Origin of the sequence: Chryseobacterium sp. (assembly GCF_019236175.1) — a bacterium.
Classification (GTDB): domain Bacteria; phylum Bacteroidota; class Bacteroidia; order Flavobacteriales; family Weeksellaceae; genus Chryseobacterium.
This window is the reverse complement of the sequence record NZ_JAFAJM010000013.1, coordinates 83,084-107,221: the sequence shown is the minus strand read 5'-3', so window position 1 is coordinate 107,221 and position 24,138 is coordinate 83,084. Positions and strand designations below refer to the sequence as shown.

28 protein-coding genes are annotated in these 24,138 nt (G+C 35.1%); 11 read left to right on the top strand and 17 right to left on the bottom strand.

Going from position 1 to position 24,138, the window contains the following annotated elements:
• Positions 1–18: 18 nt before the first annotated feature.
• Positions 19–192, bottom strand: a complete 174-nt coding sequence (locus JO178_RS10570) for a hypothetical protein (protein ID WP_167510630.1) — start codon at positions 190–192, stop codon at positions 19–21.
• A gap of 214 nt (positions 193–406) precedes the next feature.
• Here JO178_RS10570 and JO178_RS10565 point away from each other — a divergent pair, with 214 nt between their 5' ends.
• From JO178_RS10565 to JO178_RS10555, 3 genes are all read left to right on the top strand, one after another.
• Positions 407–724 (top strand): DUF1016 N-terminal domain-containing protein, encoded by a 318-nt coding sequence (locus JO178_RS10565; protein ID WP_291935157.1) that lies wholly within the window; start codon positions 407–409, stop codon positions 722–724.
• Positions 725–817: 93 nt separating this feature from the next.
• Complete coding sequence (locus JO178_RS10560; protein ID WP_291935155.1) at positions 818–1,402, top strand: PDDEXK nuclease domain-containing protein; 585 nt, start codon at positions 818–820, stop codon at positions 1,400–1,402.
• A 507-nt stretch (positions 1,403–1,909) separates the two neighbouring features.
• The gene (locus JO178_RS10555; protein ID WP_291935153.1) at positions 1,910–2,353 is read left to right on the top strand and encodes a JAB domain-containing protein; all 444 of its coding nucleotides are present in this window, start codon (positions 1,910–1,912) and stop codon (positions 2,351–2,353) included.
• A gap of 253 nt (positions 2,354–2,606) precedes the next feature.
• Here the strand turns inward: JO178_RS10555 and JO178_RS10550 are convergent, their stop codons facing one another.
• From JO178_RS10550 to JO178_RS10500, 11 genes are read right to left on the bottom strand one after another with little or no spacing between them, the layout of a single operon-like run.
• Positions 2,607–3,059, bottom strand: coding sequence for a DUF3872 domain-containing protein (locus JO178_RS10550; RefSeq protein WP_291935151.1), 453 nt, complete (start codon positions 3,057–3,059; stop codon positions 2,607–2,609).
• A gap of 10 nt (positions 3,060–3,069) precedes the next feature.
• The gene (locus JO178_RS10545) at positions 3,070–3,630 is read right to left on the bottom strand and encodes a conjugal transfer protein TraO (protein WP_291935149.1); all 561 of its coding nucleotides are present in this window, start codon (positions 3,628–3,630) and stop codon (positions 3,070–3,072) included.
• A gap of 1 nt (position 3,631) precedes the next feature.
• Entirely contained in the window at positions 3,632–4,534 is a 903-nt protein-coding gene (gene traN / locus JO178_RS10540) for a conjugative transposon protein TraN (protein WP_291935147.1), read from the bottom strand.
• Between the two features lie 15 nt (positions 4,535–4,549).
• Positions 4,550–5,848 (bottom strand): conjugative transposon protein TraM, encoded by a 1,299-nt coding sequence (gene traM / locus JO178_RS10535; RefSeq protein ID WP_291935145.1) that lies wholly within the window; start codon positions 5,846–5,848, stop codon positions 4,550–4,552.
• Positions 5,849–5,851: 3 nt separating this feature from the next.
• Positions 5,852–6,121 carry a hypothetical protein gene (locus JO178_RS10530; protein ID WP_291935143.1) on the bottom strand — a complete coding sequence of 90 codons (270 nt, stop codon included), beginning with the start codon at positions 6,119–6,121 and terminating at the stop codon, positions 5,852–5,854.
• A gap of 10 nt (positions 6,122–6,131) precedes the next feature.
• A complete protein-coding gene (gene traK / locus JO178_RS10525; RefSeq protein ID WP_291935141.1) occupies positions 6,132–6,755 on the bottom strand; it encodes a conjugative transposon protein TraK in 624 nt (207 codons plus the stop codon).
• 13 nt (positions 6,756–6,768) lie between these two features.
• On the bottom strand, positions 6,769–7,761 hold the full coding sequence (traJ, locus tag JO178_RS10520) for a conjugative transposon protein TraJ (protein ID WP_291935139.1): 993 nt from the start codon (positions 7,759–7,761) through the stop codon (positions 6,769–6,771).
• Between the two features lies 1 nt (position 7,762).
• Complete coding sequence (locus JO178_RS10515) at positions 7,763–8,368, bottom strand: DUF4141 domain-containing protein (protein WP_291935348.1); 606 nt, start codon at positions 8,366–8,368, stop codon at positions 7,763–7,765.
• Between the two features lie 48 nt (positions 8,369–8,416).
• Positions 8,417–10,927, bottom strand: a complete 2,511-nt coding sequence (locus JO178_RS10510) for a TraG family conjugative transposon ATPase (RefSeq protein ID WP_291935137.1) — start codon at positions 10,925–10,927, stop codon at positions 8,417–8,419.
• Positions 10,924–11,256, bottom strand: coding sequence for a DUF4133 domain-containing protein (locus JO178_RS10505; protein ID WP_291935135.1), 333 nt, complete (start codon positions 11,254–11,256; stop codon positions 10,924–10,926). The genes JO178_RS10510 and JO178_RS10505 overlap by 4 nt, the downstream gene beginning before the upstream one ends.
• Positions 11,257–11,266: 10 nt before the next feature.
• A complete protein-coding gene (locus JO178_RS10500; RefSeq protein WP_291935133.1) occupies positions 11,267–11,572 on the bottom strand; it encodes a DUF4134 domain-containing protein in 306 nt (101 codons plus the stop codon).
• A 183-nt stretch (positions 11,573–11,755) separates the two neighbouring features.
• Between JO178_RS10500 and JO178_RS10495 the strand changes: the two genes are divergently transcribed.
• On the top strand, positions 11,756–12,730 hold the full coding sequence (locus JO178_RS10495; protein ID WP_291935131.1) for a PDDEXK nuclease domain-containing protein: 975 nt from the start codon (positions 11,756–11,758) through the stop codon (positions 12,728–12,730).
• Positions 12,731–12,763: 33 nt separating this feature from the next.
• Here JO178_RS10495 and JO178_RS10490 read toward each other — a convergent pair whose 3' ends face one another.
• Genes JO178_RS10490 through JO178_RS10480 form a run of 3 tightly spaced genes read right to left on the bottom strand, consistent with a single transcriptional unit; the run spans position 12,764 to position 14,560 of the window.
• Positions 12,764–13,381 (bottom strand): hypothetical protein, encoded by a 618-nt coding sequence (locus JO178_RS10490; RefSeq protein ID WP_291935129.1) that lies wholly within the window; start codon positions 13,379–13,381, stop codon positions 12,764–12,766.
• Positions 13,382–13,392: 11 nt separating this feature from the next.
• Entirely contained in the window at positions 13,393–13,788 is a 396-nt protein-coding gene (locus JO178_RS10485) for a DUF3408 domain-containing protein (RefSeq protein ID WP_291935127.1), read from the bottom strand.
• Positions 13,789–13,792: 4 nt separating this feature from the next.
• Positions 13,793–14,560, bottom strand: coding sequence for a ParA family protein (locus JO178_RS10480; RefSeq protein WP_291935125.1), 768 nt, complete (start codon positions 14,558–14,560; stop codon positions 13,793–13,795).
• A 629-nt stretch (positions 14,561–15,189) separates the two neighbouring features.
• On the opposite strand from JO178_RS10480, the gene mobA reads away from it, so the two are divergent.
• The 3 genes from mobA to mobC all read left to right on the top strand — a co-directional run bounded on the left by mobA (position 15,190) and on the right by mobC (position 18,996).
• The gene (mobA, locus tag JO178_RS10475; RefSeq protein WP_291935123.1) at positions 15,190–15,624 is read left to right on the top strand and encodes a conjugal transfer protein MobA; all 435 of its coding nucleotides are present in this window, start codon (positions 15,190–15,192) and stop codon (positions 15,622–15,624) included.
• The gene (mobB, locus tag JO178_RS10470) at positions 15,621–16,874 is read left to right on the top strand and encodes a conjugal transfer protein MobB (RefSeq protein WP_291935121.1); all 1,254 of its coding nucleotides are present in this window, start codon (positions 15,621–15,623) and stop codon (positions 16,872–16,874) included. Before mobA ends, mobB begins: the two co-directional genes overlap by 4 nt.
• A gap of 124 nt (positions 16,875–16,998) precedes the next feature.
• Positions 16,999–18,996, top strand: a complete 1,998-nt coding sequence (gene mobC / locus JO178_RS10465) for a conjugal transfer protein MobC (RefSeq protein WP_291935347.1) — start codon at positions 16,999–17,001, stop codon at positions 18,994–18,996.
• Between the two features lie 49 nt (positions 18,997–19,045).
• Here mobC and JO178_RS10460 read toward each other — a convergent pair whose 3' ends face one another.
• Positions 19,046–19,900 (bottom strand): RteC domain-containing protein, encoded by an 855-nt coding sequence (locus JO178_RS10460; protein ID WP_291935120.1) that lies wholly within the window; start codon positions 19,898–19,900, stop codon positions 19,046–19,048.
• Between the two features lie 72 nt (positions 19,901–19,972).
• Positions 19,973–21,616: an AraC family transcriptional regulator gene (locus tag JO178_RS10455; RefSeq protein ID WP_291935118.1), complete on the bottom strand. Its 1,644-nt coding sequence runs from the start codon at positions 21,614–21,616 to the stop codon at positions 19,973–19,975.
• A 308-nt stretch (positions 21,617–21,924) separates the two neighbouring features.
• On the opposite strand from JO178_RS10455, the gene JO178_RS10450 reads away from it, so the two are divergent.
• The 4 genes from JO178_RS10450 to JO178_RS10435 all read left to right on the top strand — a co-directional run bounded on the left by JO178_RS10450 (position 21,925) and on the right by JO178_RS10435 (position 24,131).
• Entirely contained in the window at positions 21,925–22,143 is a 219-nt protein-coding gene (locus JO178_RS10450) for a hypothetical protein (protein WP_291935116.1), read from the top strand.
• Positions 22,140–22,313, top strand: coding sequence for a hypothetical protein (locus JO178_RS10445; protein WP_291935114.1), 174 nt, complete (start codon positions 22,140–22,142; stop codon positions 22,311–22,313). The genes JO178_RS10450 and JO178_RS10445 overlap by 4 nt, the downstream gene beginning before the upstream one ends.
• 11 nt (positions 22,314–22,324) lie before the next feature.
• Positions 22,325–23,839, top strand: coding sequence for a MauE/DoxX family redox-associated membrane protein (locus JO178_RS10440; RefSeq protein WP_291935113.1), 1,515 nt, complete (start codon positions 22,325–22,327; stop codon positions 23,837–23,839).
• A 64-nt stretch (positions 23,840–23,903) separates the two neighbouring features.
• Entirely contained in the window at positions 23,904–24,131 is a 228-nt protein-coding gene (locus tag JO178_RS10435) for a hypothetical protein (protein ID WP_291935111.1), read from the top strand.
• Positions 24,132–24,138 lie beyond the last annotated feature (7 nt).

The window sequence follows — 24,138 nt, the reverse complement described above, 5'->3', positions numbered from 1 at the left end:
CAAGATTTATTAAAGAAGTTAATCGACTAGTATTATTTCAAAATTGAATTTTTCACTAGTTACAAGACCGGCAATTAAATATAAAAATACTAAAATATTTTTCGCTTCCTCCACAGTAACGTACACGCCATCAGTTTTAAGAAGCTCGATTGTTTCTTCAGTTGTCATTGTACTTATTTGTAATTTTTCCATATTCACATTTTTGTTTTGGAACATAAAATTGAATACATAATTTAGAGAAGGTATCGTTATGAAAGTAAAAGCATCTGTTTGGCAGTAAATGACTTATTTTCCTATACTTGAAAGTTTCCAAGTGTCTTCAAAATGTATTTGATGGCAGTCTGTTGCATTTAATTGACTACAGTTTTTTTTATCCAAAACATCTAATTTTTGTACATTTGAGAATATGAAAGAACAGCACCTGGAGCCAAAGCAAGAACTTTATCATTCAATTGCTAAAATTATTGCAGATTCAAAATCAAGTCTTTACAGAACTACTAATACCATATTGTTAAAGATGTACTGGGAAATAGGTAAACTCATTGTCCAGGATGAACAAAATGGTGAAAAACGTGCTGGCTATGGAAAATATCTACTTAAAAATTTAGCAAACCAACTATCTATTGAGTTCGGCAAGGGGTTTAATGAAAGAAACCTGAACAATATGAGAGCATTCTTTAACTCTTTCCCAATTTGGAACGCAGTGCGTACCGAATTGAGTTAGACTCATTACAGGATTATAAGCAGAATTGACAACCCTGATCACAGAATTCAATACGTAAATCATTCCATTGAAGGAAACTGGAATACCAGAACATTGCAACGAAATATTGACAGCCAATACCTTGGCAGATTATTAAAATTTCCAGAGAATAATGATGAGAAAGAAGTTTCATCTTTCATAAAAGATCCTTACATATTTGAATTTCTAGGATTACCAAATGATACCTCACAGACAGAAACTCAAATAGAATCAGCACTCATCTCTCACCTTCAACAATTCCTGATGGAGTTAGGGAAAGGTTTTGCATTTGTTGCAAGGCAACAGCACATTATTACCGATACCTCCGATTTCTTTATAGATCTTGTCTTTTATAATTACTATCTTAAATGTTTCGTACTTGTCGATTTAAAAACACATAAATTAACCCACGAAGCTATTGGACAGATGGATATGTACGTTAGGATGTATAATGATCTTAAAAAAGGTGATGATGATAATCCAACTATTGGCATCATTCTATGTACGGAAAAAGATGAAACAGTGGTAAAATATTCTGTTATGTCTGAAAATGAAAAATTGTTCGCAAGCAAATACAGGACATACCTTCCCGATGAGAAAGAATTAAAACAACTTATCGAAGCAGATCGATTAAAACTTGAACTGGATAACCTTAGCTAAATAAAACAAGTATATAACAAGATTAAGCCTTTCAGATTATATTGGAAAATCAGTACAATTTGATTGTGTTGAAAAAACTACATAGCTAATCACTTATACTTAGTGATTTTATTGGGTAAATCATGCCCAAATAACTCCCACCTTAGTTTTATAATAAGACTTTATATTCATTGATCCAACTGGATTTTTATTGAGATTTCTAACATTTCCAAAAATAAACCGGTAAAAAGGCAGCTAAGGTATTGTTGTCAGCCATGGCTTATGTAGCCAAAAGACTACGGCATAAACGGTTTGCTCCCTAAAGGTACCCTCCAATTATTCCGTTTCCTTTTGGTCATTTTTCTTTGTCAACACTTCATATCTGCTTTCTTTTTTCCGGTTTTTCTTTTGAAAAATATTAAACGAAGCCTGAAAGGCTTTCAGAGAAAGGACGGATAAAAGATTGAAAACAAAACAAAATATAATAAGTATGGGAAATTCAAGTCTCTGCCATACAAGAGCAATCACATGGATTTTAATATTGTCAATGAAATAAAATTTAGTTATTCACGAAAAGGCAATTCAGAGAAATTAATAAGCTGCTCACGTGATGCAGTTGATGTATTTCGTCAATACTTTGATATTGATGAAATAGACTATAGGGAATCATTTTTTACATTATATTTAAATCAGGCAAATAAAGTTTTAGGGATAAAGAAAATATCTGAATCAGGTATTTCTTCAACAATTGTTGATGTAAGAATTATCATGCAAGCCGCCCTATTATGCAATGCATCTGCCGTAATCTTAGCACATAATCACCCATCAGGAAATTTAAATCCTTCAAATGAAGATTTAAAAATAACGCAGAATATAAAAAATGCCTCAGAATTTTTAAATATTAAATTACTCGATCATTGCATTTTAACCTCAACAGATTATATGTCATTTGCCGATGAGGGGCATTTTTGAATCAAAAATTATTACTAACTAAAGTAAGCGACAATCATGAATTGTCGCTTACTTAAAATTCGGCGAAAAGACAATTCCTTCCTTTGGTCAGAAACGTCTTTTCGCAAATGTCAGGAGTAACCCTATTGAGAAAAATATAGATGCTTACATTTTCTCAAAAAGTTACAGGCAAATGTTAGTTTATATAGATAAACTAACATTACAAAAAAAGGCTATTTCTGCCGAAATAGCCTGGATTTTAAATGATATTTTTTTATAAATTTCCTGTACTTTGAGGGTTAAACTGAAAATTAATTTTCTGTCTATTACCCGCATTATCTGCTATCCAAATATCAAAACTTTGGGAAACTGTAGATTCAGAAGTATAGTACAACCTGAATTCCTTTTCAGTTAACGGATAGAAATCATTAGGAACAAAGGATGGATCGTTAAATAAACGAAGACTTCCCTGCCCTTCGGACTGAAAATATCGTATTGAATAAGTGGTTCCTGTATAATTTCCATTTGGAATAATACGACATCTGATTTCTACAGTTTCACCTTTAGAAACGTACTTCTGAACAGGCATCACCTCTAACTCAAAAGGAAAATTCTGTTGAATTTCTAAATCATCTTTTTCACATGATTGTACATGCAACCCCACCATAACTACCATGATGAAAAGTTTAAATAGCATTCCTATTTTATTATTAACTATATTTTTCATTGTAAATATTTTAAAAATTATATCTTATTCCAACTCCCAGCAGAGAATGAAACTGAGCCATTTGACTATTTTTCAAAAACCTCAGTTGCCCATTAACCAGAAAAACTAAATGTCCGGTCAGATAACTTTCAATGGATAGCTTACCATTTGCTCCGTAAATAAAGTTATCTGTTGCTGTTAACATTGAACCGTCATATAGCAATTCATTGCCCCTATTAACCTGTTCGTAACCTGCAAGACCTCCGATTCCAAGATTAAGATTAACTGTGCGTGTGAAGTCTCCCCATACATAAAAACTGTAACCACCGCCCAGCAGGAACGTATCTATCGGAATATTATAGTTGGTGTATTCATAATACTTTATGCTATATTCTGCCAGTCCAAAAAAGTAATTACCATTCCTTAGGTAGGAAACAAACCCCGCACTTAGCGCATAATTTTGATTTTCAGGAGATTTTGGAAACACTGAATAAGAAAATTCAACACCTGTCTGTCCAGGAATCATTTGTTGAGCAAATGTTTTGCTGTTCAATGCAATCGTTAAGATGACTGCTAAAAAAATTTTGTTCATCTTACTTTGTTTTTATGGTTAAACTCTTTATCAATTTTGCACGAATCAGATCTGAATTTTCAAGCTGTATCTTCTGATGTCTTTCCCCGTTCTTCTCCAGAATTTCGATTTCCAGCACCTGATCTTTTAAAAGAGTAAACTGATCCAGCAGATAAACCCCTTGTATGTTTGAATGATCAGCTGCTGTCATTTGCGGGAAATAGGTTCGAACCTTTTCTAATACCTTATCCTGAACAACCGTTCGTTTTAAATTCTTCTTGTCAACAATTTTAAAGTTGACCCATTCAATACTATATGCCACATTACTTTGATTCTCAATCTGCAATGTGAAATAAAATTTGCTTTCATTAACGTGGAGTGCCCTGACCGAAAACTCAATTCCATAACTTTTTGAAACAATATGTTTAGTGGTTCTGTTGCTTTTCTTATAGAGATTTTCCATAATAAGCTCTGTCAGAGTGGTGGAGCTTCCTTTAAGGTCCTCAAACAATACATCAGTAGTATATTGCCGTTCAATACCCCTTTGAAGTTTTACTAAATCATAGCTGAGTATTTCCGGATAAGAACTGTAAGACACATCAAAATTGTAAAATTTTCCATCTTCAGTAATGACCGAAAAATTGGTTTCCACTTCAAAATCTCTCACAGCAGATTTAATTCGGAGAACATTTCCGATAGGCTCTGCCTTATTGGCTACTAACAGTTCACTCCCCAGATCAACATATCGTATAGGTGATGGAAAAATAACGTGGCTCGTTTTACTGTAGGTGACCTGCATTTTGAAAGGTTCCAATTTTCCCTGTTCCAAGGAAATATAAGTTGTCACAGAATCCTGACCAAATATCTTGCTTGCCAATAGAAGTAATAGCATAATGAGAATATAATGGCTCTTTTGTGTATTCATTTTTTAATTTTTTGATTAGTTATTTTTGGGTAAGAGTAATACCTGATGGCCCGCTTTTACAGTGACTTTCAATTGTCTGACTTTTTTTTGAAAATAGCCCGACAAGCCCTGTACGATTCCCCTGCTTAGATCAGCTGCAATCTGTTGTCCTGCTGATTGGGTCATCATAATATTGGTACCGGAAGTCTGGCTCATATTGCCTACAATATCTTTTACGGCATTCTGCTCCGGTGAATACGGAATATATAAACCCAATTGCCCGTCATTGTCATGAACATTGATTTCTACAGAATAAACATTACCTTGATATTGAATGGAAGATATTTTTAACTGAAGTCGTCCACCCTGGAATTTACTTGTGGCAATCAGCAAACTCCCTGATGGAATTTCAGTTCGTCCGACATTCATCGCTTCAGAAAGCCTTATGGATAATATACTTTCATTTACCAAAGTCTTAGTTTCGTACACCACACCTCTTATTGCATTTTTTGCTGGAACTAATTTCTCTGCATTATTTACACTGTCATAAAATCTATTCTTATTTAAACCTGCAATAAAGGCACTATCAGATGGCTCTCTGTACAATGAAGAAACAATAGTGGGATGTGCTGGTTTTGCTGAAGTCAATTTAATCTTCTTTCCAGTTGGTATTTCCACCTTTTCTTTTGGTGCCCGATCTTCCTGTTTTGAAGTCGTTGGAAGGTACTTAGCTGCCATCTGATATGATTTTTCCATCAGTTCTAGCTGATCATTTATTCCTAAGCCAACAGGAACAGCATTATTTTGCATCGCTTCATTCTTCAATCTTGAAATTTCTTTCCTCAAATTATTGACTTCCTGATCATCCCGACCATAAAATGAACTCAAGGTTTGTTGGGAATTGCGATAGCTGTTCAGAGCATTCTGATCTGATTGCTGAAGAATACTTGTTCTAGCCACTACACTTGATGGATTGTTATTAGAATTTGAATCGCTTTGGTCATTCCAATAATCGGATAAGGTTGTTATTGCATTTCTTTTTTCTTCATTCTTTTGCTCTAATAACTGCTGCTCATAAGCCTTTTGCTTATCAGACTGCAATTGACCGTCTTTTGCCTGTGGAATAGCTGTATTAAAACCAGCCTCTTCAATAACGGTATGATCGGTTTTGGGCTTAAAGATCAGATAAAAGCACGATGCACATACAGCAGTCATCAAAAAGTAGATGAAAGGTTTCTTCAGTCTTTTCCATTGAGCCTTGGGATGATCATTCACTCCGTTTGAATTTTGTGTGAGATCATTTTCTGTCACTTTAATTTTCTCTGAGTCTTTCATATTCTATTTTTTAATGAGTGGTTCTACTGCATCAGTCTGTCCAGAATCTTTTTCGATAGATTTCTTACAAATACCATCAATATGATTGATAGACATGATATTATTTCTTTGACTTGTAGAAATGAAAACACTAATAATGACAATAATTGTCAGCAAAACATAACTACCAAAGAAAACCTTGGTTAGAAATTTTTGTCGCTCTACTGAAAGAACTTTCCAACGGCTTTCAACCTTTACAACATAATTTTCGATTGTATCTCTTAGTTTTTTCATTGCAGTTATTTTAGCGTTCAACAGTTTCAACATCTTTATTTTCAAGCACGTTGAATTTTTCAATGGTAAATCCCTGAGGATTACTGTCAGACCGTACCGAATTAACCAGCGAACAGTTGGTAACTAAATTTCTGATGGTAAGATTACTGGATCTGATAATAAATTGTCTCGCATAAGTTTTTACGCCATAAGGATAACTGTCAAAGTTGGCAACGACACTGTCTACCTCAATTCTCTGCTGAATATTACCTGAAATGATTCTGTTATAGTAACCTTTTTCCTGAAGGTCTTTATAGTAATTGAATGCGGATTGATCAGCTAAATCAAAAGCCCTTTTTACATTGCTTTCAATAGCATTCTTATCAGGTGCTATCGTGAAGAACAATTCATGAAATCGTCTCACATGCTCTCTTGCTTCAACAGGTCTGTTAATCGACATATCCTGAGAAAGGGCAACCATTAAAGATTTACCATTGTCCAGCACATAGATTTTCTCACGTTGTTTTTCAGCGAACTGATAGGATTTGAATACCACGACCCCTACTACTCCAAAACACAACATAGCAAAAACGAACGTAAACAAGCGGATCTGCTTAAAGCTGCTCTCAATATTTCTTAAAGTTTTAAATTCCATAGAACTGTATTTTTTATTTTAATAATCTTCCCGAAATATTTCCTGTTGCTGAACCTACTGCCGCTCCTGCAACATTGCCTGATTTCGTAGCTGTCTGGTTCACATTACGCATGAAATTGCCTGCTCCTCCTGCCTGAATTACCCAACCAGTCACCGTTGGCACCGTAAAGTAGCCTATGATGCCAATCACCATATAAATAATATAAACCGTATTGGAAGTATCAGGAATAAAAGTCGTATCAGCGAGCATCTCGATATCCCGTTCTAAAATCAAAGTTTGTATCTTGGCAAGAATGGCACTGAAAATATCAGCAACAGGCAGCCATAGGTAAACACTGATATATCTTGTCAGCCATTGACTTAAAGTGGTCTGAAATCCATCCCAGACAGAAATCGCAAATGCTATTGGTCCCAAGATTGAAAGCACGATCAGAAAGAAAGTTCTGATGGTATCAATAACCAGTGCTGCAGCCTGAAACAATATTTCAAGAAACTCCCGGAAACCATCTCTGATGTCTTTCTTAATAGCAAACATTTCTCTTTCAATATACATTCCTGACATCGTAACCAAATCCGATGGTGACCATCCGAGCTCCTCCAGCTTTTTGTCAAATTCTTCGTTTGAAATAAGATAAGCCATCTCCGGATTCCTTAGCATCGCTTCCCGTTCCAAAAGATCTTTTTTCTGCTGCAGTTCATTCATATCCAATATCTGATTTTCCAGCATTGAATGACTTCCCTGAACAATAGGACTCATCACACCATTCAGACTTCCTAACACCAATGTCGAGAAAAACATAATGCAGATACCTATGGCAAAAGGTCTCAGCATGGGAAACAAATCAATAGGCTCCGCACGGCTCAATGACTGCCAGACTTTTAATGCCACATAGAACAAGGCTCCTAGACCGGCAACTCCTTTTGCGACTGCAGCCATATCGGCGCACATTGGCATCATTTCTTCGTAAACGGAACGCAGGACTTCGTGTAAGTTGCTTGGTTCCATATTACCAGTATTTTTGATTGGAGGTTCCGTAAAGATCTAATACCCTTTGGGTATTGTTCTGTTTTTTAGCTCTCAGATAACTTACCGAAATATTCTTATTGGTATAGTATCTTACCAGATTATGATACGCTTTGACCTCTTTATACACTCGGTCAACTACATCCATCCTTTCTTTATCATTCAGAGAAAGCCCGTTAGAAGTGATGATCTCCTTCAGCTCTTTCAATAGCTCCGTACTCTCAGTAAGAAGTGCCGAATAACCATTGGCAATGGAAGCTAATTCCTGCGCATTGAAGTTGGGGTCATTCAGCATTTTACCGAAATTGTTGACATACATCTCCGAAACATCGCCCACCAATAGGACTGTCTGCTGAACCTTTCTGGCATCTTTGACTAGATTATTGATGGCTTTCAGCTGGTCATAATATTCTTTGCCTTGCTCATACACCTTTTTAACTTCATTGAAGTTTTTTACGACATTGGATACCGTTGATGAAGTCTGCACGATTTCATTGGCTGAGTTCAAAATTCCCGAAGCCAGGTTTGCGGGGTCAGTTACGACAAATTGTGCTTTTGTATCGGTCACGGCAGCAAAAAATGCTACCATTAAGGTTTTAATGATTAAATTTTTCATTGTTTTAAGATTTTAAATGATTTAATTGTCTTTTGTATTCGATTTGATTCTCTTGAGAGAAATCCGCTTGATAGCATGTTCGACATTGCCATCAAGTTCTGATGCAAGATTCATCACTTCCATCTTTTCTGTTTCTTCTGTAGTATAGGCCATATATTCTTCTGTAGAAACTTCGGTCGCATAGACCGCAGAATGCGTTCCGCCTAATCCAATCCAGACTTCCTTGTAAAGCCTTCGTGGATCATTATCCATATTAATAGAAAGCACTTGAGATTTTTCTTTGTCAGTCAATCCCAGCATCGCTTGGATATCATCAAACTTGTTCATGTACCTCCTTTGGTCAAGAAGAATCTTACAATCCGAATTGTTGATGATACTTTCCTTAACAATTGGTGACTGGATAATATCATCGACTTCCTGAGTCACTACAATGGCTTCTCCGAAAAATTTCCTTACCGTCTTGAAAAGGTATTTGATGTACTCTGCCATACCTTCTTTGGCAATGGCTTTCCAGGCTTCTTCGATGAGGATCAGTTTTCTGATTCCTTTGAGCCTTCGCATCTTATTGATGAAGACTTCCATTATGATAATGGTCACAATAGGAAACAGAATTTTATGATCTTTAATGGCATCGATTTCGAAGACAATGAAACGCTTGGATAACAAGTCCAGCTGCTTCTCTGAATTGAGCAGATAGTCATACTCCCCACCTCTGTAATAAGGTTCCAGCACATTGAGAAAGTTGGCAATATCAAAGTCTTTTTCCCTGACTTTCTTTTGCTCCAATACTTTCTGATAGTCATCTTTAACGTATTCATAAAATCCATTAAAAGAAGGATGCTGGTCATTGATTTTAATCCTTTCGACATATCCGCTGACTGCATTGGACAATGCCACTTCCTCTGAACGGGTCGGTGGTTCATCATCTCTTTTCCATAGTGTCAGAATCAAGGTTTTGATACTCTCCCTTTTTTCGATGTCAAAGATTCCGTCATCGGTATAGAATGGATTGAAGGCAATAGGATTATCTTCTGTATAGGTGAAATATACCCCATCCTCTCCTTTGGTTTTACCTTTAATGAGTTCACATAATCCCTGATAGGAATTTCCGGTATCTACAAGAAGGACATGCGCTCCCTGCTCATAATACTGTCTTACCATATGGTTTGTAAAGAAGGATTTACCGCTTCCTGAAGGTCCGAGGATGAACTTATTTCTATTGGTGATAATCCCCTGCTTCATCGGCAGATCTGAAATATCCAGATGAATCGGTTTTCCTGTCAGACGGTCAGCCATCTTAATCCCAAATGGTGACGGTGAATCCTGATAGTTGGTTTCTTCGGTGAAAAAACATAAAGCTGGTTCTATGAAGGTATAGAAGCTTTCTTCACTTGGAAAATCTGCTGCATTGCCCGGAATTCCTGCCCAATATAATGTTGCTGTATCTGTCGTATTATGACGGGGTTTACAATCCATTAAAGCCAAAGCACTTCCCGTATCATTCTTTAACTGCTTAAGCTCAGTAGGATTGTCAGACCATGACATTATATTAAAATGAGCGCGTATAGATTGTAACCCGAAAGAATGTGCTTCATTCAAATACTTCTCAATCCATTCCTTATTAATCTGATTGGCTCTGCTGTATCTCGCCAGTGAATGCATATTCCTTGCAGATTTTTCAAACTGACGAAGGTTTTCATCACTGTTGTCAATGAACAGATACTGGTTATAAATGTGATTGCAACTGAGCAAAAGTCCCACGGGAGAAGCAAATGATAGAAGACAGTCACTGCGGTCAGTGCTTAATTTCTCATAACGGCTGTGCGATGAAACAGTGCCGGGCAGATCTTCTGTATCTGATAAGGTGTGCATGCTAATACGATTGTTACCGATCCGCATTTCTTCAGATCCTAACTTGATGTCCTGCAATGATGGATGGGTTTCACGGGATAGAGTCAGATATTGCTCCAGTAGTCCTGACCTTTCGGAAGTTCCGGATATCTCATCTTCTGTTATCCTTTCCAGATGGATATAACCAGTGTCATTCATAATCCTTTCCAGTTGATCGACAGCTTCAAGAAAACGACTGATGACTTCTTTATCTTTGATCTCCTTGGGAATGAGCTTTCCCTTACATAGAGATGAAAAGTTACTCTGCATCCGCATTCTCTCCTTACTGGTTTTAGTAATGAACAGATAGCAGTAATGATTTAAAAAAGCTCTCTCATTGAAATGTCTTTCAAATGATTTGGAAAGAAAACTCTGATCTTCTCTCGAAAGATTAGGAGTATAGTTTTCTTTGATAAACCAATCCTGCTTATGAACCACAGTGAAATCCGGGAGTGTTTTAATGGCTTTGAACCAAGCGGAATGCATGGCTTCATATTCAGCGGAAGCAAGAGTAAACAGTTCAGGAAGTCTAACCTTAAAGCAAACCGTAACATCCGCGTCCTTTGAAATGATACAATCGTTTTCAATAGCCAGCAAAGGAAATTTACTTTCCAAGGTGGCTACTTTGGAAGAATTTCTCATACGTCTGTTCTTTTACGGTTATTTTTCAAATACCGGTAAATATTCTTTCGACTGATGATGTATTTCGGATGTTTCTTGCGGGCACCTACTTTCATCAGACCATGTTCTCCGTATTTTCCATTCAGTGCGAAGGTTTGCCATATGAGAACTCCACTGCTGATTCCTCCTAGAATCAAACACAGAGACGTATTAACTCCAGCTATATACATAAGCATGACACAGAGTAATACTGCTAATAATCCTCCGGCAAAGATGAAGAGGTATTGCGCTTTAAGTCCCTTAAATTCTACCGCCCTTCCTATTCCTTTATTAATGTGATAGCTATTCATAATCATCTTTTTAAAGGAAGAATGAGCGAAGAATAGTTGCGGCAACAATTAAGAAGATACATGCTCCGAACCAGCTCGCAGCCGTCTTACTGGTGTCAGGATCCCCACTGCTGAACTTGTTATAAACCTTTACACCTCCGATGAGTCCGACGACTGCCCCTATGGCGTAAATTAATTGTGTAGCGGGTTCAAAGTAAGATGTGACCATCTGCGTTGCCTCGTTGATTCCAGCACTACCATTACCCTGGGCAAAGGCGCCCGTTACCGCTATTAGGATTACACCCAGTAGCAGAATTTTTTTTCTTTGTTTTTTCATAATAAATAGATTTTTGATAATGAAACCCAGACTTTATGGGCTTGAAAACAAAGTTGTCAGAAACTGAAAGAAATCAATATGAATGGCAGTAGGAGGAATATTTTGGCTGTTGAACAGCAGGATTCTTCTCAGGATTCGTTTATAATTAATTGTAAATTTGCAGGAAACCCGAAAAAGGAAATCATGGATAAAAGATTCACAGACATTATTGAATTGATCAAACAATCTCGCAGTAATGCCATAAGAAAAGTCAATGAGGAACTCATTGATTTATATTGGAACATCGGTGGATACATCAGCAAGAAAGTGGAGCTGAGTGAGTGGGGACAATCTGTGGTCAAAGAATTGGCTCAGTTTATCCAGACTAATGAACCTGATCTAAAAGGTTTTTCGGATAAAAATCTTTGGAGAATGAAGCAGTTTTATGAGACTTATAAGGAATTTCCAAAAGTCTCAACACTGTTGAGAGAAATCAGTTGGTCTCATAACCTTGCGATTTTTTCACGCTGTAAGAGCATCGAAGAACAGGAGTTTTACATGAAGCTGACGAAACATGAAAATTACAGCTTTCGGGAACTGGATAGGCAGATATCCAGCAGCCTTTTTGAAAGAACCATGATTGGAAATTCAAAACTCTCAACAGTGTTGAGGGATACTAATACGAACGTTGTCAATACTTTTAAGGACAGCTATGTATTTGATTTTTTAAATCTTCCTGAAACGTTCAATGAAAGTGATCTTCAAAAAGGTTTAATCGAACAGATGAAAAATTTCATTCTTGAACTCGGCAGGGATTTTCTTTTTATCAGCGAAGAATATAAAGTACAGGTTGGAAATTCTGATTTCTATATTGATCTTTTATTCTATCACAGAGGATTGCAATGCTTGGTCGCATTTGAACTGAAAGCCGATAAGTTCAAACCGGAACATCTGGGCCAGCTCAACTTTTATTTGGAAGCTTTGGACAGAGATGTTAAACGTCAGAACGAAAATCCAAGTATTGGTGTACTGTTGTGTAAAGACAAAGACAGTGAAGTGGTAGAATATGCACTAAGCAGAAGTCTCTCCCCAACGATGGTTTCTGAATACAAAACTCAGCTTCCTGATAAAAAGATTCTTCAGCAGAAACTGCATGAGCTGTTTAATAATAGACTGTAATTACAGTCTTGCTATACAAAAAGGGGAATTCGTTTAAACAAATTCCCCAATATCAAAACTGTCAGAAGAATTACTTCGCTCAGAAGAAATAATCTGGTCATCCTTCGAAATACTCGCACTTAACAAATCGGCAATTCTCTTTGAAGCATCTCCTAAGGAATTCTCTAACAAATCAAAAAGTTCGGTTCCCTGAATTTTTTGGACAATATCGACTGCTTGTTGTGCTAAGTCAGGCTCCAGCAAGTCCTGCTGAAGTAACTGCCCCGCAGTACTCAATTCCTGAAAGGTAACCCCTGTAGCAAATCCGCTTTCAATAGTAGAGTCCTGATATTTCCAATCTTCATCCTGCTGCTCCCAGTTACCATTTTTGCCTAGAATATCATCAAGATTTTTAATCTGTTCAAATTTATCAAATTCTTCTCTAGTTTCTTTTTCAAAATTATCCTCTTCCATAACAGTAGATTGCTTTTGTCTTTCATTCGTATCTGTTGGCAAAATTTGTCTTTCTATTTGTTTTGCATCACCCATAATTGATCGTAGATTCTTAGTTTTAGCAATATCATCTCTTCCACTGATACTGATTGAATTTTTTTTGTCTACAAAAACTAAAACAAGAATGATTAATAAACCGATGATGATTATTTGTTCCATAAGATGATAGATTAAAAGATTGGACGGTATTTGTTATTGAAATCATAAGTAATTTCCTTTTCAAACATTTCAAAATGATACGCCAGTATATTATCCAGATAAGCATACAGAGGAATCTGGTCCTCAGCAATGATTTGAATAATACGTGAGAGGCGTTCGTGATATTCAGGACGGATATAAATACTTTTATCACCACGCTTAGTCATGGTATGATGCGTAAGAAACTGCTCCATATAATTTATATTACTACTTTTTTGGCTCTTCAACTTATTTTTTATTATAGCTTTCTCCTTGTGGGGATCTGCATTTTTTACAGGAACTTTTTTTTTGGAACTTCCTGCCATAATGGACATCAGATATTGTTCATCGATACCGTTATCTTCATTGTTATTATTATCGTGATCCATATCTTTATGGCTTTACAATTCTTAAAAATTCTTCTATAAACTGATCCAGCCTGCATTGAGCTAACAGCTTAGGATCTGCAGGCAGTAAAGTTGATCGGAAAACTGTCTTGGCAATGGCCTCACCTTCCTTTCGAAATCTTTTACTGTCCGTAATAGTTGTTTCCATAAGCGGCAGCCCTAAATCTGAAATAGCTTTACTATAATTTTTGTAAAGTAACGTTCGTTCTCTTCCATCCACCTGATTCCAGAAAAGATGGATAGCCCGGATTCCTGTTTGAGTTTCTTTCATCAATACATTGATAAGAACATCAGTGAAACTTAACGTACTTTCCAATACAAGACGATCTGCAGTAATAGGAGAAAAAATATAATGAACATTTGTGAGTGTTTTTAAAATACCAACGGTATTCACAGTTCCTGGAAGATCTAAAAATATAAAATCAGGAGTTATTTCCAAGCCATCAACATACATATCTATTTCTTGTAAAACCTGATCAGTTTTACTTTGAAAAATAGGATAAGCTTTTTTATTAATACTTGTAAATTGTTTGTGAGCCATCTTTTTTAAAATCTCATTCTGCATAACCATTTTTAAATCCCGCTCTCTCATCTGGAGTAAACTGTACTGCGGAAAGTCACAATCAAAGACAGCAACCTGATATCCCATTCGATAATGAAGAATACTTGCCATTAATGTTGTAAACGTACTTTTTCCTACGCCTCCCTTTTGAGTGGAAAAAGCAATAATTGTCGGTTGTTTTTTTGTTTTCATTATATTGAATTTTAGTTAATCCAAATTTTAAAGAAAGAAGGACAGCAAGTCTTCCAACCATCATAAACTCAAGAATGATATTTCGCAATCAAGAATGTTGGCTATGACCATTGAAAGCTGGATTGGCTTGCAGCGTTAGTGAATGAATCTCATTCGTCTTGCAATCCTGATAGATTGAATTTCTGACTTCTATCTGTCAAAAATGATATCCAGACAGCTGACATTCCTGAAGGCAAGAATGCAGGATTTCCAGAATTAAAGGATTCTATCAGATTTGCAGCTAGTCCTGCCCTCGATCTGATGCAAATGAAAAAGATTTCTATTTCAGTGCTTATCTAATGGCAGTTCTTGGCAGTACACTTCCTTCTTTGACTTTGTTTACTATTCCGTTTCTCTAATGGATTGTGGTTTACTTTGTTTTAGAAGATTGAGGAGTTTTTTGAAATGGTAGTATCTAAATAGTGTAATGCTAACATCTATTCTATTTAAGATATTTCCTTTCACCCGAAAGGAGCAAGTTATGTTTTGAGTGCCTCATAACTTTTTTCGTGCCTCAAAACAACTTGCCCTGGCTGGGGCTTTAAAAACCACTCCGAAGTCGTGATTTTCTTAACATTAAATTAGAGAATATGGAAACAAATAGAAACAATAAAGGAGGGCGTAAGCCTAAGCTGAACCCAAGTAAAAACAGATATGTATTTAGACTGACAGATGAAGAAAATGTGGGTTTTCTAAAATTATTTGAAGCTTCAGGCGTGAGCAACAAAGCAAAGTTTATTACAACAATCTTGTTTCAGAGAGAAATAAAAATTGTTAAAGTGGATGTTTCAACAATGGATTATCATACTCAACTCACTAAATTCTTTTATCAGTTTCAGTCCATTGGAAACAATTATAATCAGATTGTAAAAAGTTTATATCGAAATTTTACAGAGAAAAAAGCATTACTTTATCTCTTTAAACTGGAAAACCATACCAAAGATCTGGCATTAATTTGTAAGCAAATTATAGAAATCACTAAAGAATTTGAGCAAAACCATATTCAAAAAACTACTCATAAATGATTGCTAAAATTGGAAAAGGTGAAAATCTTTGGGGCGCTTTGACCTACAATCAGCAAAAAGTAGACAACGAAAATGGAACGGTTTTATTCACTAATAAGATTCCCGATTTGTGGGATCGACCTTATGCGGTTACATTTTTTCATCAGTATTTTGAACCCTACTTGATTGCCAATAATAAAACTGAAAAACCGGTAAGACATATTTCCCTTAATCCGGACCCTAACGATAAGGTGGATGACAAAGATTATAGAGAAATGGCTCAGCAATATATGCAGGAAATGGGGTATGGCAACCAACCGTATGTCGTTTTTAAACATACTGATATTGACAGGACCCACATCCATATCGTCACCACCTGCGTACAGATCGATGGGAGAAAAATATCAGATCGCTATGATCACCCACGATCAATGGAAGCCTGCAGAAAACTGGAAAAACAATACAAGCTGAAAGTTGCCGGTGAGAATAGAAATTTAAATCAAAGCTCTATTTTTAAACCTATAGATTATACTAAGGGAAATATCAAAACACAATTATCCTCCATAATAAGGCATATCACTAAAACCTATGGCTTTCAAAGTATGGGTGCTTATAATGCTTTACTTTCTCAATTCAATATTTCCAGTGAAGCGGTTAGCGGAGAACTGCATGGAAAAATGAGAAAAGGAATTGTTTATTTTGCTACGGATAAAAATGGAAAAAAAGTAAGCAATCCTTTTAAATCATCCCTTTTTGGTAAGCATGCAGGAGTAGAAAATATTCAGGTGCTCATTGAGAAATCTAGACTAAAAATGAAAAATGATCCTTCAAAACATCTTCTTAAAAGAACGGTAGAAACTGCACTGAGCACGAGTAAATCAGAAGCTTCTTTTAAGTCCCAACTATTGGAGCAGGGAATTGCTGCAGTTATTAGAAAAAATAACCAGGGAAGAATATATGGAATTACATTCATAGACCATAACTCAAAATTAGTCTGGAATGGCTCACAATTGAGTAAAGAACTGTCCGCCAACTCATTCAATAAACTGTGGAATGAGTTAGAAATAAAGCTTCAAACAAAATATGATCATAATGATCACTTTAATTTATCCGAGGAAGTATTCACAGAACAATTTCTTACGGATAACATCAGCGGAGTTTTTGACGGATTCTTTTCCAGCTTACTGTCTTCAGATACAAATACTGATCAGGAGGAACAAGTTTTTGCATATCAAATGAAAAAGAGTCAAAGAAAAAGAAGTAAAAAATAATCTTCTATTGCACAAGCTGTCTTATTAATATACTAAGAGAGCCAAAGCCAGACAACTTATGCTTGCAACAGTACATTTATAGTTGAGAATACATAATCCTGTATTTATGCTTCTAAAATGTAATATGCAGGGTGAAGACGATTTAAGAGGACTTGCCAAAATCATGGCGTTTATGCGAGCGGTAAGCATTATTCTAATACTAATGCATCTCTATTGGTTTTGTTACGGAGTTTTTGTAAAGCAACAATGGACGCTGGAACTCATCAATAAAATACTTCACAATTTTAATAAGACAGCAGGCCTTTTTTCACAACCTATTTATTCTAAGCTGTTCGCAATAGTTTTACTGGCTTTGAGTTGCCTGGGCACAAGGGGAGTCAAAAATGAAAAGATCACCTGGAAAAAAATTAGTATTGTTTTTTCTATTGGTTTTATCTTATTCTTTTTAAATGCAATCCTCTTACAATCTGCCAGCAGTTTTACTCCTGTACTTTATATTCTATCTACTGGATCCGGATACATTCTCCTCATGCAGGCCGGGGTCTGGCTAAACCGCCTTTTGAAGCATAACTTAATGAATGATGTTTTTAATAGTGAGAATGAAAGTTTTCAGCAGGAAACTCAATTACTTTATAATGAATACTCGGTTAATCTTCCCACAAAATTCTATTATCAGGGAAACTGGCATAAGGGATGGATTAATGTAGTGAATCCGTTTCGTGCGACCATTGTTTTAGGAACACCAGGCTCGGGAAAATCCTTTGCCGTGGTAAATAACTATATCAGGCAGCATATTGAAAAAGGTTTTTCCATGTACATCTATGATTTTAAATTCGATGATTTATCAACCATTGCGTATAATCATCTTTTAAATCATTCCGATGCTTATACAGTAAAGCCGAAATTCTATATCATCAATTTTGACGACCCCAGAAAAAGCCATCGGTGTAACCCCTTAAATCCTAATTTTATGACAGATATCTCAGACGCATATGAAGCTGCCTATACCATTATGCTGAATCTTAATAGAAGCTGGATTCAAAAACAAGGTGACTTCTTTGTCGAAAGTCCCATTATATTGTTAGCGGCAATCATATGGTTTCTAAAAATTTATGAAAACGGCAAATACTGTACTTTTCCACACGCTATTGAACTGCTAAACAAAAAATATGAAGAGGTATTTACAATATTAACATCTTATTCTGATTTAGAGAACTACCTCTCTCCTTTCATGGATGCATGGCAAGGTGGTGCACAGGATCAATTGCAGGGGCAAATAGCATCGGCAAAGATTCCATTGTCTAGAATGATCTCACCACAGTTGTACTGGGTAATGACCGGCGACGATTTTTCTTTGGATATCAATAATCCCAATGAACCTAAAATATTGTGCGTCGGAAATAACCCTGATCGTCAGAACATCTATTCTGCTGCTCTGGGATTATACAATTCAAAAATTGTTAAGCTGATCAATAAAAAAGGACAGTTAAAAAGTTCTGTCATTATTGACGAGCTTCCCACTATTTACTTCAGAGGCTTGGATAATTTAATTGCTACTGCCAGAAGTAATAAAGTTTCTGTATGTCTTGGGTTTCAGGATTTTTCTCAGCTAACAAGAGATTATGGAGACAAGGAAAGTAAAGTGATTCAGAATACGGTCGGAAATATTTTCAGCGGTCAGGTAGTGGGGGAAACAGCAAAAACCTTATCCGAACGCTTTGGGAAAGTGCTGCAAAAAAGACAAAGTATATCTATCAATAGGAATGAAACCTCTACCTCCATCTCTACCCAATTGGATAGTTTGATTCCAGCTTCGAAGATTTCTACTTTGACACAAGGATTTTTTGTTGGTGCTGTATCTGATAACTTTGACGAAAGGATTCAGCAGAAGATTTTTCATTCGGAGATTGTTGTGGATAGTGTTAAACTTTCTCAAGAAATGGAAAAAAATCAGAAGATACCGCTGATTAGATCATTTATGGATAAGGACGGTAATGATTTGATGGCCCAACAAATCCAAGATAATTACAGAGACATTAAGACTGATGTCCTTAAAATCATCACAAATGAGATGGATCGAATACAAAATGATCCGGATTTACAGCATTTAATCAAAAATTAAAATAGAAACCTCAAATACAGTATGATTTGAGGTTTAGCCTGATATTTTATTACTCAGTTTCATGATTCATAAAATGTTGAATAAGATTGTCACAGACCATTTGAAGGAATTTTGTTGGCCCCTGTTTTCTGTTACGGATCTCAAAGACAGTTTTATGAAAATTGCCAAGATCACAATCCAATGACTTTTCAACAAATTTTATGACTTCGCTTAATTCTATATTGCCCCCATTAAAACAACGCATATGGTAAAGAGCATAGATCAGTTCAATAAGACCTGCTTTAGATGCAGACCAGTTTACAGGAAATTGATTACTTGATTTTTCTAAAAAACACCCTTCAATTTCTTTGATAGATTTTAAAAGATAATTCTCTAAAAGATCGTGGGCTAAAATCTCTGCAACCAAATGATCATGAGAAGTGGTAAACTTTTCATCATAATTATACATAAAAGTTTCAAGTTTCATTTTTATATCAAGCTGATATCTTATAAAATACTTCTGATCCAAAAAAGTAGCTTTACGTCTATAATACTCATAAAAATCAATATGCTCCTTATAGAACATTTTAATAACTTCCAATTGAATATTGTAATATTCTTTTAAGCTGGCACTTCCAGCATTTGGTTTAGCTACTTCTATGGTCAAAAGTTTTGAATAATATATAAATTTAGAAATAAGAAGAGGTTTTACTTCTTTAAAAAAATGGATTTCATCCGCAGCTGTTGAAAAATCAAGAACACTGACTATTAGTTTAGTCTCCCTAACGGTTACGTCAATTTCCATTAAACATTTTTCGTAGCATTCTATTCTGTTTTCACGATACTCTACTTCAATGAGTTCCAACTTCTTTTCCAATTCATCATGTAAATTCTTACACTTTTTAAAAAACGCTGTTGTATTCATATTTTTTCAATAAAAAATACAAATTTCAAATTTGGACTTGGCTTACAGCCTTAGGACCAAATCTACTAGCTTTTATTCTTGATCTCCTTTTATTTTCTGTATAAATTCAACAGGACTTAAGGAGGTTATCTCCAGAAAAAATTTAGAAAAATTAGATCGGTTGGAAAAACCGCATTCTTTAGAAATAGTATCAATAGAATATTTTCTCCATTCATTATCATTTATAAGCATTTCCTTGGCATACTCAATTCGAAGTCGGTTAATATAGCTACTAAAATTGCAGCCTTTGGACATATTAATAATAGCAGAAAGATACGTAGTATTTGTTTTTAATTTTTTAGCTAACTGATTCTGTGTTAATCCTTTTTCAAGATAGAATCTCTTTTCTTCCATTTGGCTTAGCTTGTTTAAAATTTCATTAACAAAATCTTGTGGCAGTTTAGAGGTTAAAGGTTGAGTAGTTTCAATCGAGTCATGAGCTTTTTTTGAATGCTTTATAACAGTACTCACAATTTCATCATGCCTTTTCCTTCTCATGTTATAATACTTGACACCACAGGTTATTGTGAGTATTAAAAAAACAGCAATCAAATAGCCATATAAAGACAAATTTTCTAGCCTCCTTTTTGATTCACTCAAATCTTTCGTATCATACTCTTTATGAATCTTGGTGGAAAGATATTTAAAATCATTGGACAATATTTTATCAAAGGCAAGAAGCTGCTTGGTGTAATAAAGTTCATTACTGCTATCGTTATTATCTTTATAATAATTTATAAGCAATTCATAAGACTCTCTTACGGCAGGTAGCACAAAATCATGCTCAATAAATATTGAATCGACTTTTTTAAAATAATAAACGGCTTCATGATCCTTATTCTTTCTAAGTAATATCTTACCCTTTAAAAAATAGATAACAGAAGCATGTGTAAAATCATCCGCTTTTAAAATACCTGCTATAGCAGTATTGAAATCTTCCTCTGCTTCTTTATTATTATTTTTTATATAACTCAATACTGCCCTGAGCTCATAAAAATAACTTCTTTCAAGATCAAAATTTTTGTCATTAGCTGACTCTTTTAATCCCTCAATAATGAGATCTGAGGCTTCCTTATATCGGGCAAGAAAAATAAGGCAGGCACTCATATGATTAAGACTGTTTAGATAGCCTCTTTTTTGGTTATGATAAAGGTTGGGAAGCAACTTGGAGGAGTGAGTTTGGCTGTAATATAATTTACATGCTGAAAAAATGTCAAGCGCCTCCTCATAATATCCCAGATAGTACTTAACTATTCCTATATAATATAGATTTTTATAGTGTAGATATGAGTTTTCAGAATTTTTAAGATATTTCCATGCCTTTAAATATTCATCAAGTGCAAATTGGTACTTTCTCAAACTAAAATAAAAAACACTACCCTTCGTCAAATAAGCATTTCCAATAATATCTGTATCTTTTGACAAAGATGCAGCCCATATTGTACTGTCAGCGTATGCTAGTTTTTTATCCTTATTAAAATAAACGGCATCTCTGTAAGCTTGTGATAATTCTCTATAATTTTTTGTTTTTCCAGCTTCTTTAATATAGCTATTAACAAATTCCATTGCCCGTCCATCATTTTCATCAAAATTATCATAGCGTGCTCTGTAGTCTGAAAACTTCTGACCATTCACTAAAACACCAATACATACGAAAAGAAATATTGCATTTTTCAAAATAATAAAGTTTTCGTTATAAGTTTTCAATATAATCTAAATATTATTCAAAAGTAATCAAATTGACATAAGAATAAAATTATTTCAAAACATAGGGAATTTATCACATTACAAAAAAATACATTAAATAATTAAAGATCAATAATTTAAATCAATAAAACATTGTGGTTTGATTTACAAAATAGGCACGATTAATTTATAAATCAGATCCATAAATCTTTTTTTTCGGGCTTTTCAAATTCTAAATTCGTTCTCAGAATTCTAATAGCAACCGGCCGGGATTATTAACTTTTAAATCATCCCCCATTATGAAAACCCTAATTTATATTTCAGCAGGAATTTTAATTATTATAATCATTCACTCCTGCCATCCGAATCATTTGCAATTAACTGAAGATTCATATGAAAACTTACAGAATAGAACTATTTCATCTGCAAGATCAGACAGTGCAGATTATAAATCAGCTGATCCGCCAAAAGATCGTGACCATTGGAAATCCAAAAAATCTGATAATTATAGAAAATGAATAATGAATCAATTCCAATAAAGATTACCAGATCCGGACAGAAGTGCCCTGTCAGCGGATTATGGAAAAGTAAAGGAGCTTTTACCACAACAATAATTATCGCAGAGAAATCAACAATGCCTGATTACGGTGGACAAAAAGTTGCATGGATCCTTTTATATCAATGCTAAAAAAAAACGTTATGAGAAAGGTTATTGGATACATTCCATTAGTAACTACCTACTTTTTTATACTGCTTTTTATGTATGCAGCAGTAAATAAAATTCTTGATTTTGAAAATTTTCAAATACAGATTGCTCAGTCACCTCTTCTGACAGCTTATGCGGGAGTCATATCTTATGGAGTAATTATAATTGAGTTATTGACAGTTATTCTGCTTTTAATCCCACGTTTACAACATATAGGCTTACTCTCTTCTTTAGGAATCATGACAGGTTTCAGCACTTATATCTATATGATCCTTCATTACAGTGAATCTATTCCATGCTCCTGTGGAGGTATACTGGAAAAGATGGACTGGAACGAACATCTTATATTCAATATGGGCTGCGTGCTTCTAGTCATTATTGCATTAATTTGTATACAATATAATCAACAAAAAAATAAATATAAAGTTTACATACAGCTAGCCACTACAATTTTAGTAGGTTTTTCCACGGTCCTTCTTCTTTATATCAGTTCAGAACATATTATCAAAAAAGAGAATAGCTTTACCCGCCGTTTTCTCATCCATCCGCTGATTGAAGATAAGAGAATCCAGCTTGATAATGATCACTATTACTTTGCAGGAAGCAATAACAAATATTTATTTCTTGGCAATCCATCTTTCCCATTGATCCTTAGCTCTGTTGGAAATAATTTCACAACGTTGAAGAAAATGAAGATACATCCTGATCATACTGATTTTTATTATACTAATCTACAGTTAAAAGTAGCTGATCAGAATTACTATTTGTATGATGGAAGTGTTCCTATTATTTACAAAGGAAAAACAAATGATTCATTAGCTCATACCATCAGCTATAATCATGTATATTTTAACCAACTTGCTGTTATCGATTCATTAAATTTTGCCGTAAGGATACGCAGTAGCCAAACCGGAGAATATGAATTGGGAACACTTAGGCTCAATGGGAAACCCACATTTACAGCATATGATCAATTATTGGAAAAACAGATTGACGGAATATTTGATGTGGATGGCCAGTTAACTGTTGATTCAAAAACAAGAGATATCATTTATATGTACACCTACAGAAATCAGTTTCTGGTAATGAATGATAGTCTGCAGTTAAAGAAGAAGCTGAAAACTATTGATACCATCTCAAAAGCACAAATTAATCCTATTAAACTTTCAAATGGAAATACAAAGCTTAAATCCCCTCCCTTAAAAGTTAATTCGGGGGTAACAGCAAATGGCTCAATTTTATTTAATCACTCTTATTTGATGGGGAAATATGAGCCTAGCGAGAGATGGAAAAAATCAACTATAATTGATATTTACCGAACAGACAGACAAGAATACCTTGGAAGCTTTTATATAGACCATATTGATAACAAACCAGTATCTCAGATTATAGTAACTGATCAATACCTATATGCTATTATTGGAAAAAATCTAATCCGCTATCGATACAGAGGATCCAATGTAAAATATTTTACAACAGGGGAAGCTGAAAACCTGAATAAAGAGTAAGCATTCATTTACCAAAACTTCAATTATTATGAAAAAGTTTCTTATCCCAGCAGCCCTGGTAATTATGGGCACAGGAGGTGCATTAGCATCAACGATCGCAAATTCATCCAAAGTAGTTACTATTGGATACAGAGTCGGTAATTTCGGAGAACCAACGTGTGTAGCTGTAAAAAACTGTGAAACGGTAAATACCGGGGTGCTTTGTACCTACACAGATGCTACAGGCCCTCACAACTTAAAAAGAATGAGCGGTTCTCAGTGTTTTGGAGACTTGTTTGAAATTCTCCCATAATTTAAAC

Bases quoted from the DNA above. Each gene is read 5' to 3' on its own strand.
- JO178_RS10570 (WP_167510630.1), bottom strand. From the start codon at position 192: ATGGAAAAATTACAAATAAGTACAATGACAACTGAAGAAACAATCGAG.
- JO178_RS10565 (WP_291935157.1), top strand. From the start codon at position 407: ATGAAAGAACAGCACCTGGAGCCAAAGCAAGAACTTTATCATTCAATT.
- JO178_RS10555 (WP_291935153.1), top strand. From the start codon at position 1,910: ATGGATTTTAATATTGTCAATGAAATAAAATTTAGTTATTCACGAAAA.
- JO178_RS10550 (WP_291935151.1), bottom strand. From the start codon at position 3,059: ATGAAAAATATAGTTAATAATAAAATAGGAATGCTATTTAAACTTTTC.
- JO178_RS10545 (WP_291935149.1), bottom strand. From the start codon at position 3,630: ATGAACAAAATTTTTTTAGCAGTCATCTTAACGATTGCATTGAACAGC.
- traN (WP_291935147.1), bottom strand. From the start codon at position 4,534: ATGAATACACAAAAGAGCCATTATATTCTCATTATGCTATTACTTCTA.
- traM (WP_291935145.1), bottom strand. From the start codon at position 5,848: ATGAAAGACTCAGAGAAAATTAAAGTGACAGAAAATGATCTCACACAA.
- JO178_RS10530 (WP_291935143.1), bottom strand. From the start codon at position 6,121: ATGAAAAAACTAAGAGATACAATCGAAAATTATGTTGTAAAGGTTGAA.
- traK (WP_291935141.1), bottom strand. From the start codon at position 6,755: ATGGAATTTAAAACTTTAAGAAATATTGAGAGCAGCTTTAAGCAGATC.
- traJ (WP_291935139.1), bottom strand. From the start codon at position 7,761: ATGGAACCAAGCAACTTACACGAAGTCCTGCGTTCCGTTTACGAAGAA.
- JO178_RS10515 (WP_291935348.1), bottom strand. From the start codon at position 8,368: ATGGTAGCATTTTTTGCTGCCGTGACCGATACAAAAGCACAATTTGTC.
- JO178_RS10510 (WP_291935137.1), bottom strand. From the start codon at position 10,927: ATGAGAAATTCTTCCAAAGTAGCCACCTTGGAAAGTAAATTTCCTTTG.
- JO178_RS10505 (WP_291935135.1), bottom strand. From the start codon at position 11,256: ATGAATAGCTATCACATTAATAAAGGAATAGGAAGGGCGGTAGAATTT.
- JO178_RS10500 (WP_291935133.1), bottom strand. From the start codon at position 11,572: ATGAAAAAACAAAGAAAAAAAATTCTGCTACTGGGTGTAATCCTAATA.
- JO178_RS10495 (WP_291935131.1), top strand. From the start codon at position 11,756: ATGGATAAAAGATTCACAGACATTATTGAATTGATCAAACAATCTCGC.
- JO178_RS10490 (WP_291935129.1), bottom strand. From the start codon at position 13,381: ATGGAACAAATAATCATCATCGGTTTATTAATCATTCTTGTTTTAGTT.
- JO178_RS10485 (WP_291935127.1), bottom strand. From the start codon at position 13,788: ATGGATCACGATAATAATAACAATGAAGATAACGGTATCGATGAACAA.
- JO178_RS10480 (WP_291935125.1), bottom strand. From the start codon at position 14,560: ATGAAAACAAAAAAACAACCGACAATTATTGCTTTTTCCACTCAAAAG.
- mobA (WP_291935123.1), top strand. From the start codon at position 15,190: ATGGAAACAAATAGAAACAATAAAGGAGGGCGTAAGCCTAAGCTGAAC.
- mobB (WP_291935121.1), top strand. From the start codon at position 15,621: ATGATTGCTAAAATTGGAAAAGGTGAAAATCTTTGGGGCGCTTTGACC.
- mobC (WP_291935347.1), top strand. From the start codon at position 16,999: ATGCAGGGTGAAGACGATTTAAGAGGACTTGCCAAAATCATGGCGTTT.
- JO178_RS10460 (WP_291935120.1), bottom strand. From the start codon at position 19,900: ATGAATACAACAGCGTTTTTTAAAAAGTGTAAGAATTTACATGATGAA.
- JO178_RS10450 (WP_291935116.1), top strand. From the start codon at position 21,925: ATGAAAACCCTAATTTATATTTCAGCAGGAATTTTAATTATTATAATC.
- JO178_RS10445 (WP_291935114.1), top strand. From the start codon at position 22,140: ATGAATAATGAATCAATTCCAATAAAGATTACCAGATCCGGACAGAAG.
- JO178_RS10440 (WP_291935113.1), top strand. From the start codon at position 22,325: ATGAGAAAGGTTATTGGATACATTCCATTAGTAACTACCTACTTTTTT.
- JO178_RS10435 (WP_291935111.1), top strand. From the start codon at position 23,904: ATGGGCACAGGAGGTGCATTAGCATCAACGATCGCAAATTCATCCAAA.